A 17,324-nucleotide genomic window follows, 5' to 3' on the forward strand; every position below is an offset into this window, starting at 1 on the left:
CTCATAAAAAAAGCCCGTCATTTGCTTCACAAATGACGGGCGGGTTAATTTAACAGATTATTCAAGTGAATCGGTATTAGCAAGATCAAACTCCTTGTCAAAGAAGCTTTGCAATTTCTTGCTACGCGATGGATGACGCAGCTTACGCAATGCTTTAACTTCAATCTGTCTGATCCGCTCACGCGTTACAGAAAAGTCTTTACCAACTTCTTCAAGCGTGTGCTCGGAAGCAACGTCGATACCAAAACGCATCTTCAGAACTTTCTCTTCACGCGGAGTAAGCGTTTTAAGAATTTCTCGAACACGTTCTTTCAAGTCGTCGTTAACCACCGCATCAACTGGCGTGTATTCGTTCTCGTCCTCAATAAAGTCTTTCAAGTACGTATCATCGCTATCACCCACCGGTGTTTCCAACGACACCGGCTCTTTGGAGATTTTGATAATATTCTTGATCTTCTTTTCGTCCAAGTTTAATTCTTTTGCCAATTCAGCATATGATGGCTCACGGCCTTCTTCTTGAACGTATGCGCGCGTAATTTTATTAATCTTACTCAGCGTTTCAACCATGTGGACTGGAACCCGAATAGTACGGGATTGGTCAGCAATGGCGCGCGTAATGGCCTGACGGATCCACCACGTTGCATACGTGGAGAATTTGAAACCACGCTCAAACTCAAACTTTTCAACGGCTTTAAGCAAACCAATGTTTCCTTCTTGAATCAAATCAAGAAAGTGCAGGCCACGGTTGATATATTTTTTTGCAATATTTACCACAAGGCGCAAGTTAGCACGAGCGAGATCATCTTTGGCATATTTGTCGCTGCGCTGGGCAACCACAAACTGCTTATACAGTTTTTCAACTCTTTCTTTAGATAAACCTGCTTCTGCTTCACACTTTTTGATAATCTTGTTAGCAGCTCTAATTTTATTTTCGAATTCAACAATTTGTGCTAAGTCAGCTTCGTTTTTGTCTTTGATGCCATTGTAAAACTTAAGCTTCTCATCGCAACCTTTAATTTCGATAACGCGCTCTTGAATCTTGGCAACAATCTTTTCAACACGTTTACCAAATTTACGAATCTGTTTATTAGAAAGCTTAATGCTTTTAACAACGTCAATAATCTTCTTTTTGTTGTCTTCAACGGCTGCAAGCATCTCTTTTTTCTTAGCTTCATTTTCAAGCTGGCCGCGATACGAACGATAAATCTTTTGTTCGTTATCTTCAATTTCACGAAGCTTTGCAATCGTTTTTAACAGCTTATTTTTTTCTTCTTCAAATTTTGGCGAATTATCTTCATCAAAATCTGAAAACTGAATTAGGTCTTTAAGAAAGATAGGATCTTTAGAAATCCGCTCTTCCATATGAATAATTTCTTTAGAAACAAAAGGAAACTGTGAAATAGTATCAATAGAGTCACGCTTACCTTTTGCAATTTTTTCAGCAATAACTTTTTCAGTTTTCTTATTTAAAAGAGGAATTTTACCAATTTCTTTTAAATAAAGTTTTACCGGATCGTTAAGCTGACTTGGCTCAACAAGCTCTTTAAGCTTTTCAATTTCGCGAATATCAAGATCATCTTCATCGTCATCAAGACTTTCGTCTTCATCAACCGTATCAAGAGACGACTCGATATCAGGCTTCATGCCTTTGAAAGGAACTCGCTCTTCTTCGCTATTCAAACTTGCAAAGTCACCGCCATCAGCATCAAGCTCTTCTTGCGCAATCAAATCAATATTTTCTTTATCTAGAATACGCAAAAGTTCATTAACATCTTCTTCTTGTAAATGATTTTTTTTGCTAAATGCAATCAGCTCTTCGTAAGTTAAAACACCTTCACTGCTGCCTTTTTCGATCAAAACTTCAATTTGTTTTTCAACACTTTTAAGACCCATTGCTGGTTCTGAAGGCACAGACGGGGCTGCAACAAAATCGTTTTTTTTCTCAACTTTTTTTTCTATTTTTTTTGCCGTACTTTCAAGCCTGGCCTTGCTGTCTTGATTGGCTTTATGCGTAGAAAAAATCTTTTTTAGAGTATTTTTGGCTGCTTCTTTGAACACCGAAAAAGGTCCTGACGATGACTCAGCTTTTGGCTTCTTTTTTACCACAGAAGCTTTTGAAGGAAACTTCGGCTCTGTCTTTGGTTTAGGATTGGTAACTTTAGATACAACAACAGGCTCAGTTTTTTTGACTGTTTTTTTTATAACAGATTCTTTAACAGAACTTTTCTTCTTCTCAACATCTGCAACCGGTTTCTTTGCTACAACTTTGGCAACAACCTTAGTTTTTACAGGGGCTTTGACTGAAACAGATTTTTTTGCTGGGGCAGCTTTTTTGACAAGCTTCTTTTTTACAACTACAACTTTTTTTGTAGTTGATTTACCAACAACTGCCTTGGTGACCTTTTTTTTCACAAGCTTAGCTTTTTTTGCAACAACTTTCTTACCAGTAACAATTTTTTTCTTAGTGCTTTTCACGGTACCACGCTTATTTTTATTGGCCATTATACCAACCCCCTATCATTAATTCCCTGCTTTAAAACAAGAAACTTATTGAGCAATTCATTCAATTTTATAGAATCTTGACGTTCTTTTGCAATGACAATATTCAGCTTAATATCTCGCACAATGTGCTTCCAGTGGTATTTACAAAATCGTAGTAACAGCTGGTCAAAAACCTCTCTGGCCATATCTTGATCGCATAAAATACTGATACGCGTAACCCAATCAACGTCAGGTGGTTCCAGCGTACTGACAAAAGCTAGAAACGCCTTGTCACTCGCCACACCATCACCCTCACAAGAAAAATGTGCCAACTTTTCTAAAACTCCCTTAATTCGGGCAGAAAAGTAAGGCACCAAAAGCGGATCGATCGTTAACGGCGGGTTTTTGCCAATACTGTTCAGTATACCACTAAATATCTTTTCCTCCAATAAGGAAATCTCCCGTTGCTCAAAATCTTCAGATTTTTGTTCAACAGAAACCGTCTTAGGCCCCTCTTGATGCCTAAATTCTGCATTAATGGCAATTTTTTGACCTCGATTCTTCATTAAATCGCGCAAGGACTGGAACGGCATGTTCATGGCCTGTGAAGCTTGCTGCAGCAATAACTCTTGTTTAAAAGAATCGCTGATCGTTCCGATAACTTCGGTAATTCGATTCGCTACCCTCATTTTCATGGCCAATGGCTGGCTGACAAAATCTTCACTCACGCTTTTTACAAAGAAGGTAAAAATGTCTTGAGCCTGGCTTATCAGCACGTCAAGATCGCCACCTTCCCCCAAAAATGACGCTGGATCTTGATTGGCCGGCAACAGAATAACATGCAAATCAAGGTTGGCTTCCCAGCAAAATTGAGCAGTTCGCAACATAGCCTTTTTACCAGCTTTATCGCCATCATACAAAAAATAAATACGCGTTACATAACGCGCCAAAAGTTTAAGATGGTCAAGTGTGCAGGCCGTTCCCAAAGTTGCCACGGTATTGGCATACCCATGCCCCACCATAGCGATGCAGTCCATATATCCTTCAACAAGAAAAGCACTTTCCTGTTTCTGCATATCTTTTTTTGCCAAGTCCAAGCCAAACAACAACTTGCCTTTAACAAAGCCTTCAGACTCACGGCTGTTATAATATTTTGCGCGCTCATCGTGAGGTTTAAAAACGCGCCCACCAAAACCACAATACCGACCAATATGATCTTTGATGGGGAAAATAATACGCTCTTCGAATGGTGAGTATAAGCACGTTCTGCCCTCGCCCAAAAAGCCATATTCTAATAAATCTTTAACCAACACATTCTGGGCAGCCATGTCTTTAATAAAATGATTAATAAACGACGCGCCACTTGGAAAATAGCCCAGCTTAAAAGCATTAATCTGATCCATGGTCATACCACGATTGAACACATACTCTTGGGCCGGCGCACTATTTAAAAGCCGTTGATGTGCCCAATCAGCAATAACACTACAAATATGAAAGTAGGAATCAACCGCTTGTGTTTCTTGGACGGTACTACTTGCTGCCAACACTTCAGCAGGAACGTTGATTTTGTGACGATCAATTAAATATTTTGCCGCCTCAAATTGAGAAATATTTTCCAGCCGCGCCATAAAGGCAATAACGTCACCAGTTGCCTGACAGCCAAAACAATAAAAAATTTGTTTTGCAGGACTAACCGTAAACGAAGCATCCGTCTCACTATGAAATGGACACGAGCCTTTCCAATAGCTACCCGCCGGCTTGAGTTGAACATAGTCGCCCACAACATCAACGATCGGCAAAGCATTTTTGATGAAGTTAAAAAGCGCCATAGACTCACAATTATTCTTTTGAGGTTTTTTGTAAACTGACCAAAATTAAGCCAAACAAGGATATCATAAAAAAATATAAAACATAGATTTGCACTTGAGAAAGTTGTAGCAATTTTCCATGTACTTCAATCACATCAACCAGCGTATCCCGGTCTCCCCGCCAAAAATCAACCCCAAACCGCGCCATGCTGTCTAAACATAAATAGGTAAAAAATAGTACCCCCGCCTTGAGCCGCGGTTGATACACCACAAAGCGCATAAAAATAAAAATGGCAAACGAAAGCGCACTCATATAAAGTTGGGTTGGATGCAGCGGCACCAACAAGGGCGCAAAGCCTTCTGGATTGGTAAATGTTACGGCCCACGGTACCGCGGTTTTAACCGGCATGCCATAACAACACCCCGCAAAAAAACACCCGAACCGAGCAATCGCTTGCATCAATGCCGCATAGATACCGGCTAAATCAAGCACCGGCAAAATGGCAACTCGATGCGCCAACAAATAAAAGGGGACCGCAATCAAAACACCCAAAATGCTTCCCAGCACCACAAAGCCACCCATCCATGGATACAAAATTTCTAGCCAATTGTGCGAAAACTGCTCCCACGCTGTCCATACAAAAAGTAGCCGCCCGCCGATAACGCCACTCATAAGCCCAATAAAAACGGCATTCAGATACGTATCACCATCAATATTTTTTTTACGCAGCGGATGATGATACGTCAGAAATAAAAAAACTAAAAAACCAACTGCTATCATTAAACCATAACTACGGATCCACAACGGTCCATACAAATGCACTAAACATGGATACATAATGCCGCCCTTTTTTTACTCAATTTTTTAAGAATTTACACTTTTTTAGAATATAACTTTTAAAAATAATAGCTACATTCAACAATTATGTATCAAATTGACATTTAGAACTGACCGTGCAAAACTACCCCAACTTTTTAAAACTCATACGGGAAACGTGCCATGAAAAAAAATTACCTCCTTACACTTCTTTTTTTCCTAACTGCTTTTTTCGTAACACACGCACGCGCAGAAGAAGAGATTTTTCATAATCTCATGGCACAAGAAATTGCCAATCTTAAAGAACATGATGCCCATTTTAAAAAAGAGTACCAACTCAAAAATGACATGCTGCGCTCTCTGTTGCTTGATGTTCGTACTATGGCTTTCATTAACGATAAGCAAGATGCGATCGACCAAATCACCAACTATCTGCTTTTCAAAGTATTTCCCGGCCCAGCCCTCAACTTGGTTTTTCACAAAGGACTAGTAGCAGTAAATGCTACACAGGCGCCTTTGTTGCACGAGTTGATTGGTACATTGGCACAAAAAATGAACATTACCAAACCGGCTATTTTTATTACGCGGGATAAAAGCATTTTTAATGCATGCGCTTCATCATTAGCACCCAACGCTTCATTAATCATTATTGGCCAAAAACTACTTAATACGTTATCAGAATCAGAACTACGCAGCGTTCTTGCTCATGAACTTGCTCATGTTAAAAATAATCATATTCCCAAACAACTCGGTTGCTCGCTTGGCATCTTGACTGGTTCGATTATTTTGTGGCGCTATCTTTTTTGTGATGAAAAAAAATCATTTACCGAAGAAGCTTTAAAAAGCACTGCCGACCATTCAGGCACCATGCTGAAATCGTTGGCGTTTTTAGGAGCCATAATTGGTGTTGAATTGCTCATGCTTAATCTTTCGCGCACTTTTGAAGAAGAAGCCGATACCGACGCTATCAAGATCACCAACGACCCTCAAAGTTTTATTGATATGATCAGCAAACTTGAAGATGAAGTTGAACAAGAATTTGAGAATTATCAAGAAGAATGGGATTACGTCATTGAAGAAATTAAAAAAATTAAAGAATCAAGCTCGTGGCACGCATGGCTCTACCAAAACCGCGCATTTGTTGGTTTAAATCTTATGAAAGCAAGCCGTGACCAGGCCCTCAAAGAAGATGGCGGCACACATCCTTCGTGGAAAACACGCAAAGAATACGCTCAACGATTGCTACAAACAGAACAAAAAGATTATTCGGTTACCGATTCACTTTCATAACGCTGTGCAAAAGCTGCACCACGCAGGCCTGGCCAATCGTTAAGCTCATCATCTGGCTCATGACGCCGTACCTGATTTTTTTCAGTATCAACTTCAACAGGAACAGGAGCATCTGCCCCAACCGCCTGAGAACTCAACTGTTGGACTTCTTGCGCAATATGAGCCGGCAAGTGATCGAACAAAGAACCAAGCGTCCCTTGAGAAAACTGCAAAAACAATACCATGCCAGCCATCATGAACGATACAAAGAGCACCGAATCGAAACGATCTAACAATCCGCCATGTCCCGGCAATAACGAACCAGCATCTTTTAAATTTTTGCGACGCTTAAAATAAGAAATAAAAAGACCACCCAAAAACGCTACCACGGTTGCTTTGGCAGCAAAAATAGGTATGGCCAACCAATGAAGCCCAGCAAAAAAATCAGCTAAATTGTGAATATTGGGAATCACAAAAAATAATAATCCCCACACGCCAAGAAAACTACCCAAAAGCCCTTCCCACGATTTGCCCGGACTTAACGTAGGACAAATTTTGTGTTTACCAAAAACTTTGCCAACAAAATACCCGCACGTATCGGCAACCCACGCTATCATAATCGGCAACAGCGGGAACAAAGAATCTGATGTTCGATACAAAAACGCAAACCCAATTAACAATGCAAACGGCAACATGGGATACAAAAGCGTCAAGAACCAACACCACAATTTATTGGCGTCAATCAACTTTGGCCATTCGAAAAAAAGAATCAACAATAAAATAGCACCTAAAGCAAAAGAATAAAGCCAAACCGAATGAAGATATGCCCCGCCCAAACAACCAACTAAAATAACTGACGTAAATAATCGCTTAATAAATTCACTAACTACGCGTATCATCATAATATATCACTTTTCGTAAACAAAGACCCGCCCCACTCGCCTTCACTAATGTTTGTTGAGGGTTTTTACTTGCTAACACCTCACGCAAATAGTCTACCGATAAATCGGGTCGTCGCGCAACATCTAGAGCATATCCAACCATTCTTCTAATTTGAAAGCGTAAAAAGCCTTGCGACTTTACAACAACGCGCAGTGTAGACCAATGAGGAAGTTTTTCAAGCCGTATTTCATCAATCGTTCGAATAGTCGATTTCTCTTCTTCAAGCTTACAAAACGAAGCAAAGTCGTGCGTACCCTGATAAATTTTGAGACACTCTTCAAACTTATCAATATCTACACTTTTGATAAATTCATACAACCAGCCATACCGGGCCACATGTGGCAATGGCCGTTTTAGAAACAGATGATAGTAATAGATTTTTTGCTTGACCTTGGACCACGGATGAAAGGCTGCGTCAACCTTTTCCAACGACCGAATAAGAATAGTCTTGGGCAATCCGTTATTCCACACTTTTTTTATCATTTCTTCAGAAAGAGGAAGGTCGGTATAAAACGTTGCTACTTGCCCAAGCGCGTGAACACCAGCATCGGTCCGCGAGGTACCCAGTACACTGATTTCTTTATTAAAAATACGCTTAAACGTATTTTGTAAACAAGACGCAACCGTTACTGCTTCTGGCTGTATTTGCCAACCATGAAAATCGGTGCCATCGTACGCGACGACTATTTTAAATTTCTGCATATCTATCACTCATCACCGAACATAAAATTTACAGGTAGAATTTTTTATTTTTCTTTTAAATAAAAAACCCCCATCCAGACGGACGTCTTGGACAGGGGAAATGGAGGTTATCTAAGCTATGTTTTAATTTTATCTCACCGACCTAAAAAAAGCAATCATTTTTTGTACAAAAATATTTTTTCTAACCAACCCCATCTGTTACTCAAAACACCAGTCTTAACCGCCCTATCATTCATCGTTCTTAATGGTCAAAAACAACAGGCTAAAGAGCTCTACAACAGCTATCTAAGCGATAATACTCATAAACAATTGATTTTATCGTTTCAAGCTTGATATGCTTTTAGATAAGCTTTTTTATTCATTCATGCGCTACAAAAAAATTAACAACCAAACAGAATTTTATGGAAACAATCAGTGCCAAAAAGTTTTATAATTGAATTAAGAGGAATTAATGAACATAATCAAAGCAATTTTCATACTTCTCATAACCTCTGTTTTATCAAACCATGCTCCACTTATGAGCATGCCCCCCGCAAATCAAAAAGCACCTAAAAAGTCTCAATCAAAAAGCACCCATAAGCCAGCCCCTCAAAAACCTACCCTCAAACCAAAAGTCGCAATTAAACAAAATGATGAAAAAGAAGAAACAGATGACGCTGAAGAAAAAGACGATTCATCAGATTCAGATACCACAAACACAAAATCTGCAAAAAAAAATAAAAACAGCAGCGGAAAAAAAACAAGCACCAAAGAATCAGGGGACGATCAATCAGATGAAAAAGATGATAACGAAAAAGACGACAAAGAACAGGCCGACGAAGCTGAATCAACACAATTAACCTGGCCCGACACTATAGATCTTGAAAACATCAAAGAAATACCAGGCGATGAATCAGGCACAAAAAATAAAATTATGGAAGAAGCTGCCGTACTTACTCCTCAAATTGAAGAAAGTATTCAAGCAATCAACAAACGAAGCGACGAATTTAAAAAAATGTTTCACGAACTAGCGGCACAATTAGACACGCTCGAACAACGATACGGCTTTATTGCCGGCCAAATTGAGGAAAAGACATTAGAAAAACTTGCGCCAGTCATAGCGCAACAACCAAATCTCAGTAACTCAGATGTTAAAAAAGGAGAGTCCAAATGAACCAATTTATTTCTCGATTATTTTTTATCAATGTCCTTATATCAACACTTTTATTCACCACACCAATATTCAGCATGCCACCAGCATCACCTGCTGTTGCAAAACCTACACCTGCTCTTCCCACTATGCCAATCCCAGTAGTATCAGCAAAGCCGATTAGTATGCCTACCGTTGCCACACTTCCTGCAACAACCGCTACTGCTGCAAAACCAGCAACTCCCACCACAATGCCAGGCATGCCGACCACAGCACCAGCTCCAGTTGTTGCCACCGTGGCAACACAACCTATACATATGCCTACGCCAACACCACCAACAACCATCAAAGAATCACTCTCATTCCACAAAAAAGAACTCATTCAAATTGATGCTAGCCTGAAAGCAATACAAGCCAGCAAAGCAGCTTTGAAAAAACAATTAAGCGAGCTTGACACAAAAATTGGTGACGCACAAAACAAAGCAACTGAAGCAAAGGACATTGGCTTTAATGTTTTACAAAAAGATACCGAAAAAAATGCTCAGGCTGATTTAGATAAAATTAAGAAACTGATTGCCGACATCAAAATAATCAGAGAATTTATTGATAGCTCATTTGCTCAAACATTTCATGAAAATATAACCGCCATAAAAGTTCAAATCGCACTGATCGACCAAACAATAAAAACGCTACAAGCACAATATCCAACCGTAACCTTGGGCGAACTTGCCAAAGAACAACCAGCGACAGTAACAACACCAGCAACAGAAAAACCAAGAGAATCAAAAACTATCGAAAACACACTCGCCAAGTTTACGGCATGGCTTATAAATTCTCTCAAGCAAATTAAAGATTGGATGCTTTCGCCTGCGGCCATTGAGGAGCAAAAAAAAAAATCTATAGCTGATAAAAATGCCGTTTCAGGACCCGTAAAAGAACAAGTAAACAAAGATATCGAGTTAATTAACAAATCAATTGAAGAATTAGATAAAAAAAATCTTACTTACTCAACCATGTACCAAGAATTAAAAGAACTCATTAAAGAACTGCGCGCACGATTTGATTCGGTACCAGTCATTCAAGCATATTTGTTACTGACCGAACATGAACAAAAACCAACAGAAAAGCTTTATTGGCGCCGCATTGCTCAACACATTTTTGACAAGCTGCTTGATTTAGTTGCCATTATTTTTGAGTTAGTACAAAATTTGACGGTCAAATTTTATCATAACTATATTGCCGGCACCATCAACCGCTTTAAACAAGATGTGCAAGAAAAAATTGCCGACATGGAAATAAGAAAAGCGGAAACAGAAAGTCTGTAGAGATTTTACGGCCCTTCTATTTCGACAAAAATTATACTATAGTACCAGGATCTATTCCCGGCATTGAACATTTAAGATACTGCCACCCCCGCGCATGAAGCAAAAAGGAGATCCTCATGAACGACTGTATTTTCCGCGAATATGACATTCGAGGCATTGTAGACACTGAATTACCCATCGACCAGGCTTACGATCTTGGCCAAGCTATTGTTACGTTTTTAAAGAAAAAACATCCCCACCTGACCACCATGGTTGTTGGTAGAGATGGCCGTACTCACGGACAATCAATAACTAAACACGTCATGCAAGCCTTCCTTGATCACGGCCTTGATATTATTAACATCGGCATAGTACCAACACCCGTTGTTTATTTTTCGGTTCATTTTTTTAACACGCCAGGCGGCATTTGCATCACGGCATCACACAATCCCAAAGAATATAACGGCATCAAAATATGGGCGGTGTGGGGAAAAGAAATTCAAGAAATAAAAAAGATTTATCAAACCAAAGCATTTGCTGAAAAAAACACACAAAAGGGATCAATCAGAGATTATGACATGATCACTGAGTACATTAATTACTTATCAGAAAAATTCCGCCATTTGCAGAATGCTAAGCTTGATGTGGTAATCGACTGCGGCAATGGGACTGCCGGCACGGTATTTCCTGCATTGGTTGAAAAAATGAAGTGGGGCAACGTTAAGCTGTTGTTTACTGAAGTTGACGGCACCTTCCCTCACCACGAAGCTGATCCGACCGTTAAAAAAAATATGCTAGCAGTCAAAGGCGAACTGGACCGCAGCTCATGGTTTAAGTTTGGTATCGGGCTTGATGGCGATTGCGACCGCATGGCACCCATGACACATAACGGTTTTTTGGTGCCCGGCGACCAACTCCTCGCCCTTTTTGCTCAAAAAGTATTAAAAAATAATCCCAAAGCAACCGTGGTATTTGATATAAAAAGCTCCGCCAGCCTGACCGAGGTCTTACAACAACTGGGGGCCAATCCGATCATATCGCCCTCTGGCCATTCAATCATTAAAGAACAAATGATCAAACACAAAGCACTGCTAGCTGGCGAACTCAGTTGCCATTTTTTCTTTAGCGATCGCTATTTTGGCTATGATGATGGCATTTATGCTGCCATGCGCCTTTTTGAAATTATCCAAGAAAGTAATGAAACTCTCGAAAATCTGATCGCTTCATTTCCCGCCAAAGTAAGCTCGCCAGAATTTCGAATCGCTTGCGTTTCAGAAGCAGAAAAGGGCATTATTGTTGATCATGTAAAAAATATTTTTGCAGCGCGCACTGATGCGGATATAATAACCATAGACGGTATTCGCGCTCAAATGGCTTATGGATGGGGCTTGGCGCGCGCTTCTAACACACAAAATGTTATTTGCCTACGATTTGAATCTGACTCTGCGGCAGGCCTTAAAAAGGTAAAACAAGACTTTTTTGATGCCCTTGTTCCCTATTTTGAAAAGAAGAAGTTAAAGGAAGGAATTGATCTATAACCACAAGATCGGCTTGCATGTTCGCTTGAAAGATAGCATTGTTGAGGTTCTTAACAATGCCAAGGACTATCATATTCGTTATGTTCAATTTTTCCTAAGCCCAACAAACCGTGATTCAAAATACATAAAGTTTAGCACCGAAGAGCAGGAGGCTTTTATCAAGCTTAAGCGGGAAAATTTTTCAGAGATCTTTATCCACAGCTCGTACTGGATCAACCCAGCATCAGGCAAAAAAGCAACACAAGACATTTCGCGTAAGCTCTTAAAACAAGAAATCGAGCTGGCACAGCGCCTCGACATTCCTTATATTGTGCTACACTGCGGCTCAGCAACCTGGCATAAGCCAGACTTGAGCGCAGAAGAAAATAAGCTATTAGGCATAAAAACGCTCTGTACGACGCTCAATGCGGTGCTAAAAGATACAAAAAATATTCAAATTTTACTGGAAAACACTGCTCATGGCAACCTCTCCCTGGGCAGCGATTTCCAGGATTTCACTCTGATTAAGCAATTCCTCGATTTCCCCGAAAAAGTGGCCTTTTGTGTCGATTTTTCGCATGCCTTCTCATTTGGCTATGATTTGGCAAACAAGGAGGAATTTATTAATCTTCTTAAAAAAACCATTGGTTTAAGCGCTATAAAACTCATTCATTTTAATGATTCGCTAGAACCGATGGGTAGCAAAAAAGACCGCCATGCCTTACCCGGCAAAGGCCTGATTGGCACTCCTGTACTGCAAGAGCTCATTAAAGACTCTGCGCTCAGCAGCATTCCAAAAATCATTGAAGTACCTTTGGCTGAGCCAGCGGTCATGAATCCCCTCCTTTCAGATATTTCAAATTGGTAACATTTTTTCACCCTTTTTAAAAATAAGTGGAAAACGACCTATTTACCACCTCAATATTTTCATATTTGAATATATTAAAGGCGTTTGACGGCTCTAGGGCCAAAATTTATACTTGTTTTATACTCAATTAAGTTTTAAAGCTTGTACGTTGGGGGGGCTTTTCTACTTAACATTCTTTGTGTCGTTATAGGAACTATTCAAAAGCGAGGTATATGCTTATGAAAAAATTTTACCTCTTTGTATGTGCATTGGTTATAAGTCTTACAACCAGTATGTGGTCACTAGTGATGGCAAACAGCCAGTTTTTTGAAGCAATCAAGTTTGAAGATCTTGCAAAACAAGCACTACAAACAAAACGCAAATCTCAAACTCCGCCATCAATTGAGAGCGACAAACTGCAAAAGCTTCAAGAAAGCTATGCAAAGTTTTTAGAAAAAAACTTCTCTGCAGATGCACTTGAACATGCACGCACGTTCTTTAGTAAAGGAAACTGCGAAGCAGCCAAAGTAATAAAGTTCAAGCAAGAAATGCAAGCAAAAGCAATGGCAGCTATTGCTTCTTTATTAAGTAAAGAGCCGGAGCTCTTGCCTGAGCATGCAAATACTCATGATCTTTTAAAAACGGCATTTACCATCATGGCAGACTTGCACACCGTTCTTAAATGGATCGATACAAGCAGCCTTGTCAGACGTTTAACACCAGAAGTTCACATTCTAATGAATGAACTTAAGCTCGACACGCAACAACTTCAAGATTTTTTGATATCAAAACACGGAGCTGAGTTTGTTTTAAAGAGCTGTAAATTGGAAAATGAAATAGGAAGAATATTTAACAACTGGCAATCGACACTCGCGTAAATGTTGAAATAACATAATGAAAATGATAAGAGGAGGTCTTTATCATGATAAATTTTATGAAAAAACGAGCTTTGTTAAGCTTATGCATGGTCCTTGTTTTAAGCAACAGTATGGCCTACGCAACAGAACCAGCAACCGAAAGTCTTTCATCAAAGATTAGTACTTTTCTCAAAGAAACAACCAACAAAGTAAACCAACAACTTTCCGGCGTTAATATAAAAGCCGTATGTAAACTTGCAGGCTTGATAGAATACCGACCAGCAAGTCTTGGTTATTGCTTAGCCTTTAAAAATAAAAACAAAGCATTGCTTGATAAGCTGCCAGCAGTAGCAAGCAAAATAGGCACACAAACACTTGAAAAACTTTCACAAACAATGCCGGCTGATGTAGTCGAAAACTTAGAATCACTTAAAAAAGAATACAATCACGTTATTCCAACCATAAAGCACCAACCGCAAGCAACGGCAAATCATGAACAAAAAGCATTGGTTGAAAAGCTTCTGAAAGCAGCTAACTACGACACGGTAAAGTCACTCATTCAAACAGGCTTATACTTTGCATCATTACAATATGCAAACTTGTTGGAAGTTTATAACATCACGCTCGATCCAGAACTTACAGCAGATATTATTCACGAAACTACAATTGATGTCTTGGCAACAAGCCTTACGGCCCATGAAATTAGCGAATTAACAGAGTTCTTTGGACACGAAACCTTTAAATTAATTATCAAAAATAGAGCGATCGCTATCGACCTGTTAATTGAACAAATGCCTGAGCTTGCACCGTTAAAGATGCTCGCCGGCGCATAAACCTTGAAATACATCCTGGTTAACGAGGCTCTTTGGGCAACTGTCCAAAGAGCCTCTCGTAATTAAAGGCTTATTTTATACAGCTTAAGGCTGGACAAAATAAGCATCTTTGCTAGAATTAGTAGTCATAAACAAGCAAATTTTTGATCGTACGATAAGTAAGCGCTATTTTTATATGCTGCGAGTCTGAAAGGCATAAAAACCATGAGTGAAGCATTAGCAAAGCCAGTGTTCGAAAAATACGCAATTTTTCAAACAGGCGGCAAACAATACCAAGCAATTCCAGGCCAAACCGTCGCTATTGAAAAAATTGAAGGCGAAGCCGGAACTCCATTGACCTTTTCTGAAGTATTATTCAGAAAACAAAGCGAAGGTCAATTTGAATTTGGCCAACCATTTGTTGAGGGTGCAGCAATTAAAGCGAGCATCGTTAAACAAACTCAAGGTCCAAAAATCATTATTTTCAAATTCAAAAGACGTACAAAAAGCCGCGTGAAAAGAGGCCATCGTCAGCCAATCACGGTTGTTCGAATCGAAAATATTTAAGCTATTTTTGCGTAGAAAAAACGATTACATCGTTTTTCTCAGAAGCTTCAAGGTGGGTGTAGTTACCGTACATTTGTACGTTGCGAAAGCCCACCTTTTCTAGTATCATCTTAAATTCATGCCAATTGTACCAACACAGCTGTACCGTTTTAACATAACTGGTCACCAACTGACTTTCTTGGTAAATCTCGTCCTTTAACCACTTTGTTTTTATTTGTTCAAAATAATTACGTTGAATAGCTTCTGAAAGCGTTATCTGCGCTTTATCATAAGGGCGCGTTATTGAACGCCGCATCAACCACACACCTTGCGCTTCTTGCAACAGCTGAACGGGAAGAAGTTATATGTCACACAAAAACTATGCGCAACAATCTTGCAAAAAGAGCATAACCTGGTATAACTTTTTTCAGTAAAAACATGAAAGAAAGATTTTATCTAGAGAATAGGTACATGATGATAAAAAAAATATATTTACTCTTTTTTTTGATTACAATATCTCCAATTTTTTTGAAAGCAGAAATTACTAAAACAACCATTAAAGTTGATGATGTTACCTGTTCTTACTGCATTAAATCGCTACAAAAGTCTTTTGCACAATTAAAAAATAAAGCACTAAAAAGTATTGAAAACAGAAATATTGATCTGCAAAAAAAACAACTAACGCTCAATCTCAACTCAGGAAATGCACTAACATTCGACGACCTTGAAAAAACTTATGAATCAACAATTAATAACGCTGGTTATAAATTTGCCCGCATCACCCACCTTGAAGCTATTGGCACCATCAAACACGATGACTTTGGTCATTATTTTAACGTCGATATAACCAACGACAAAATTTATTTACTCGAGCCATTCACCGAACAAGACACAACACAAAATCCTATCAAAAAAAAATGGTGGCAACGCATGCTCTTTTGGCAAAGCACACCAGAATCACAAGAAATGCCATCAACCAATCCTCTCAAAAATAGAATTACCAAATTGGCACAAAAACGTTCATTGCTGCGTATGAGCGCACCAGTACACCGCCATCCTGACAATACTTACGGTGTTTCAAATTATAATATGCTCAAAATTTTTATGGCCTAAAAAACGTGCGAACCGAGCAAACAGAAAGCTTACGCCATGCTCAACGCATCGCCATTTTAGGTTGCAGCGGCACCGGCAAAACAACGCTTGCTCGCTCTCTTGGCACATTGCTCAACTTGCCAGTCCACCATTTAGATCGCTACTACTGGCAGGCCGGCTGGCAGGCACCAGACAAAGATTTTTTTCAACAAGTGCACCAACAACTCTGCGCTGGGCAACTATGGATTATTGATGGCAACCAAATACTTACACAAGTTGAACGTTGCACGCGAGCCGACGTTATTATTTTTTTAGATTTTTCGCGGCACATTTATTGGTGGCGCGTTTTAACGCGCTGGGTTGCTTTTCGCAACAAGCAACGCCCAGATCTTGCCCCCGGTTGTCACGATTCACTCAACCGCCATTTTTTGGCCTACATTTTAAATTTTCAAAATACCTGGCGGCCAATCGTACTACATAATCTTGAAGAACAAAAACATACTGGCAAAACAATTATTATTTTGCGCAGCCCTCACGAAGTTGCTGATTTATTAAAAAGTTTAACGGTTACCATCGTGCCAAAAAATCAGCTACCTCACCGGCCGAATGCATAATAATAACGGGTACTTTTCGATCGGCGTGCTCAAGCGCCGCTATAACACGCGGCCGATATTTTTTTTGATAACACCAGACGTACCAAAAAAATTTGAATGACAAACGCTCCTGGCAACCGTCTGCCAAATCAGCACGACGATAAAAACGCCATTGCCACCATCGTTTAAAAATTCGCCATAAACAAACACGACGCGGCATATCGAGAAAAATAACAAGATCTGCAGCAACAACGCGATGCGGGATAGTTCGCACCTGACTCCCATCAATAATCCACTCATCGCGAGCACAAAGCTCGGCATGTATTTTTTTAAACCGATCATAATCACGCTCTACCCACTGCGGTAACCAAAAATACACATCCAGATGATATACCAGTAATTTTAGTCGCCCCTCAAGTACTCGTGCTAACGTAGTTTTACCAGACCCACTACAACCAATAATTGCTATTTTTTTGTAGTCAAAATTTTTTTTACCATCGCATCATCCAATATTATGATTTTTTTTAAAGCCCAAGAACCATACCCAAAATCAAACTTTTTTGCAAAAAATTACATTTCTTTGACGTTCAATAATTTTTTTGGTAAAA

17 protein-coding genes are annotated in these 17,324 nt (G+C 39.5%); 10 read left to right on the plus strand and 7 right to left on the minus strand.

The features are described 5' to 3' along the window. Positions 1-57: 57 nt before the first annotated feature. Genes rpoD through IPF37_01450 form a run of 3 tightly spaced genes read right to left on the minus strand, consistent with a single transcriptional unit; the run spans position 58 to position 5,127 of the window. Positions 58-2,502: an RNA polymerase sigma factor RpoD gene (gene rpoD / locus IPF37_01440; GenBank protein ID QQR49490.1), complete on the minus strand. Its 2,445-nt coding sequence runs from the start codon at positions 2,500-2,502 to the stop codon at positions 58-60. Then, on the minus strand, positions 2,502-4,310 hold the full coding sequence (dnaG, locus tag IPF37_01445; GenBank protein QQR49491.1) for a DNA primase: 1,809 nt from the start codon (positions 4,308-4,310) through the stop codon (positions 2,502-2,504). The genes rpoD and dnaG overlap by 1 nt, the downstream gene beginning before the upstream one ends. A 10-nt stretch (positions 4,311-4,320) precedes the next feature. After that, positions 4,321-5,127, minus strand: a complete 807-nt coding sequence (locus IPF37_01450) for a prolipoprotein diacylglyceryl transferase (protein QQR49492.1) — start codon at positions 5,125-5,127, stop codon at positions 4,321-4,323. Between the two features lie 162 nt (positions 5,128-5,289). On the opposite strand from IPF37_01450, the gene IPF37_01455 reads away from it, so the two are divergent. Further along, positions 5,290-6,396, plus strand: coding sequence for a M48 family metalloprotease (locus IPF37_01455; protein ID QQR49493.1), 1,107 nt, complete (start codon positions 5,290-5,292; stop codon positions 6,394-6,396). On the opposite strand, the gene IPF37_01460 is transcribed toward IPF37_01455, so the two are convergent. Both IPF37_01460 and truA read right to left on the minus strand, forming a co-directional pair. After that, positions 6,369-7,277 (minus strand): phosphatidate cytidylyltransferase, encoded by a 909-nt coding sequence (locus tag IPF37_01460; GenBank protein ID QQR49494.1) that lies wholly within the window; start codon positions 7,275-7,277, stop codon positions 6,369-6,371. The genes IPF37_01455 and IPF37_01460 overlap by 28 nt on opposite strands. Continuing rightward, positions 7,258-8,019 carry a tRNA pseudouridine(38-40) synthase TruA gene (gene truA, locus IPF37_01465; protein ID QQR49495.1) on the minus strand — a complete coding sequence of 254 codons (762 nt, stop codon included), beginning with the start codon at positions 8,017-8,019 and terminating at the stop codon, positions 7,258-7,260. Before truA ends, IPF37_01460 begins: the two co-directional genes overlap by 20 nt. 451 nt (positions 8,020-8,470) lie before the next feature. Between truA and IPF37_01470 the strand changes: the two genes are divergently transcribed. From IPF37_01470 to rplU, 7 genes are all read left to right on the plus strand, one after another. Next, entirely contained in the window at positions 8,471-9,172 is a 702-nt protein-coding gene (locus IPF37_01470) for a hypothetical protein (GenBank protein QQR49496.1), read from the plus strand. Then, a complete protein-coding gene (locus IPF37_01475) occupies positions 9,169-10,473 on the plus strand; it encodes a hypothetical protein (protein QQR49497.1) in 1,305 nt (434 codons plus the stop codon). Before IPF37_01470 ends, IPF37_01475 begins: the two co-directional genes overlap by 4 nt. A gap of 116 nt (positions 10,474-10,589) precedes the next feature. Further along, entirely contained in the window at positions 10,590-11,990 is a 1,401-nt protein-coding gene (locus IPF37_01480; GenBank protein ID QQR49498.1) for a phosphomannomutase/phosphoglucomutase, read from the plus strand. Continuing rightward, a complete protein-coding gene (locus tag IPF37_01485; protein ID QQR49499.1) occupies positions 11,980-12,837 on the plus strand; it encodes a deoxyribonuclease IV in 858 nt (285 codons plus the stop codon). The genes IPF37_01480 and IPF37_01485 overlap by 11 nt, the downstream gene beginning before the upstream one ends. 218 nt (positions 12,838-13,055) lie before the next feature. Continuing rightward, positions 13,056-13,694 carry a hypothetical protein gene (locus tag IPF37_01490; GenBank protein QQR49500.1) on the plus strand — a complete coding sequence of 213 codons (639 nt, stop codon included), beginning with the start codon at positions 13,056-13,058 and terminating at the stop codon, positions 13,692-13,694. 44 nt (positions 13,695-13,738) lie between these two features. Further along, positions 13,739-14,506 carry a hypothetical protein gene (locus tag IPF37_01495; GenBank protein ID QQR49501.1) on the plus strand — a complete coding sequence of 256 codons (768 nt, stop codon included), beginning with the start codon at positions 13,739-13,741 and terminating at the stop codon, positions 14,504-14,506. A 204-nt stretch (positions 14,507-14,710) separates the two neighbouring features. Next, on the plus strand, positions 14,711-15,052 hold the full coding sequence (rplU, locus tag IPF37_01500) for a 50S ribosomal protein L21 (GenBank protein ID QQR49502.1): 342 nt from the start codon (positions 14,711-14,713) through the stop codon (positions 15,050-15,052). Position 15,053: 1 nt separating this feature from the next. On the opposite strand, the gene IPF37_01505 is transcribed toward rplU, so the two are convergent. After that, on the minus strand, positions 15,054-15,350 hold the full coding sequence (locus IPF37_01505) for a hypothetical protein (protein QQR49503.1): 297 nt from the start codon (positions 15,348-15,350) through the stop codon (positions 15,054-15,056). A gap of 209 nt (positions 15,351-15,559) precedes the next feature. Here IPF37_01505 and IPF37_01510 point away from each other — a divergent pair, with 209 nt between their 5' ends. Next, a complete protein-coding gene (locus IPF37_01510) occupies positions 15,560-16,144 on the plus strand; it encodes a hypothetical protein (GenBank protein QQR49504.1) in 585 nt (194 codons plus the stop codon). Between the two features lie 5 nt (positions 16,145-16,149). Beyond that, positions 16,150-16,737, plus strand: a complete 588-nt coding sequence (locus IPF37_01515) for an AAA family ATPase (GenBank protein QQR49505.1) — start codon at positions 16,150-16,152, stop codon at positions 16,735-16,737. On the opposite strand, the gene IPF37_01520 is transcribed toward IPF37_01515, so the two are convergent. After that, the gene (locus IPF37_01520) at positions 16,691-17,095 is read right to left on the minus strand and encodes a topology modulation protein (GenBank protein QQR49506.1); all 405 of its coding nucleotides are present in this window, start codon (positions 17,093-17,095) and stop codon (positions 16,691-16,693) included. The genes IPF37_01515 and IPF37_01520 overlap by 47 nt on opposite strands. Between the last annotated feature and the right edge of the window lie 229 nt (positions 17,096-17,324).

Source organism: bacterium, from assembly GCA_016699045.1.
Classification (GTDB): domain Bacteria; phylum Babelota; class Babeliae; order Babelales; family RVW-14; genus AaIE-18.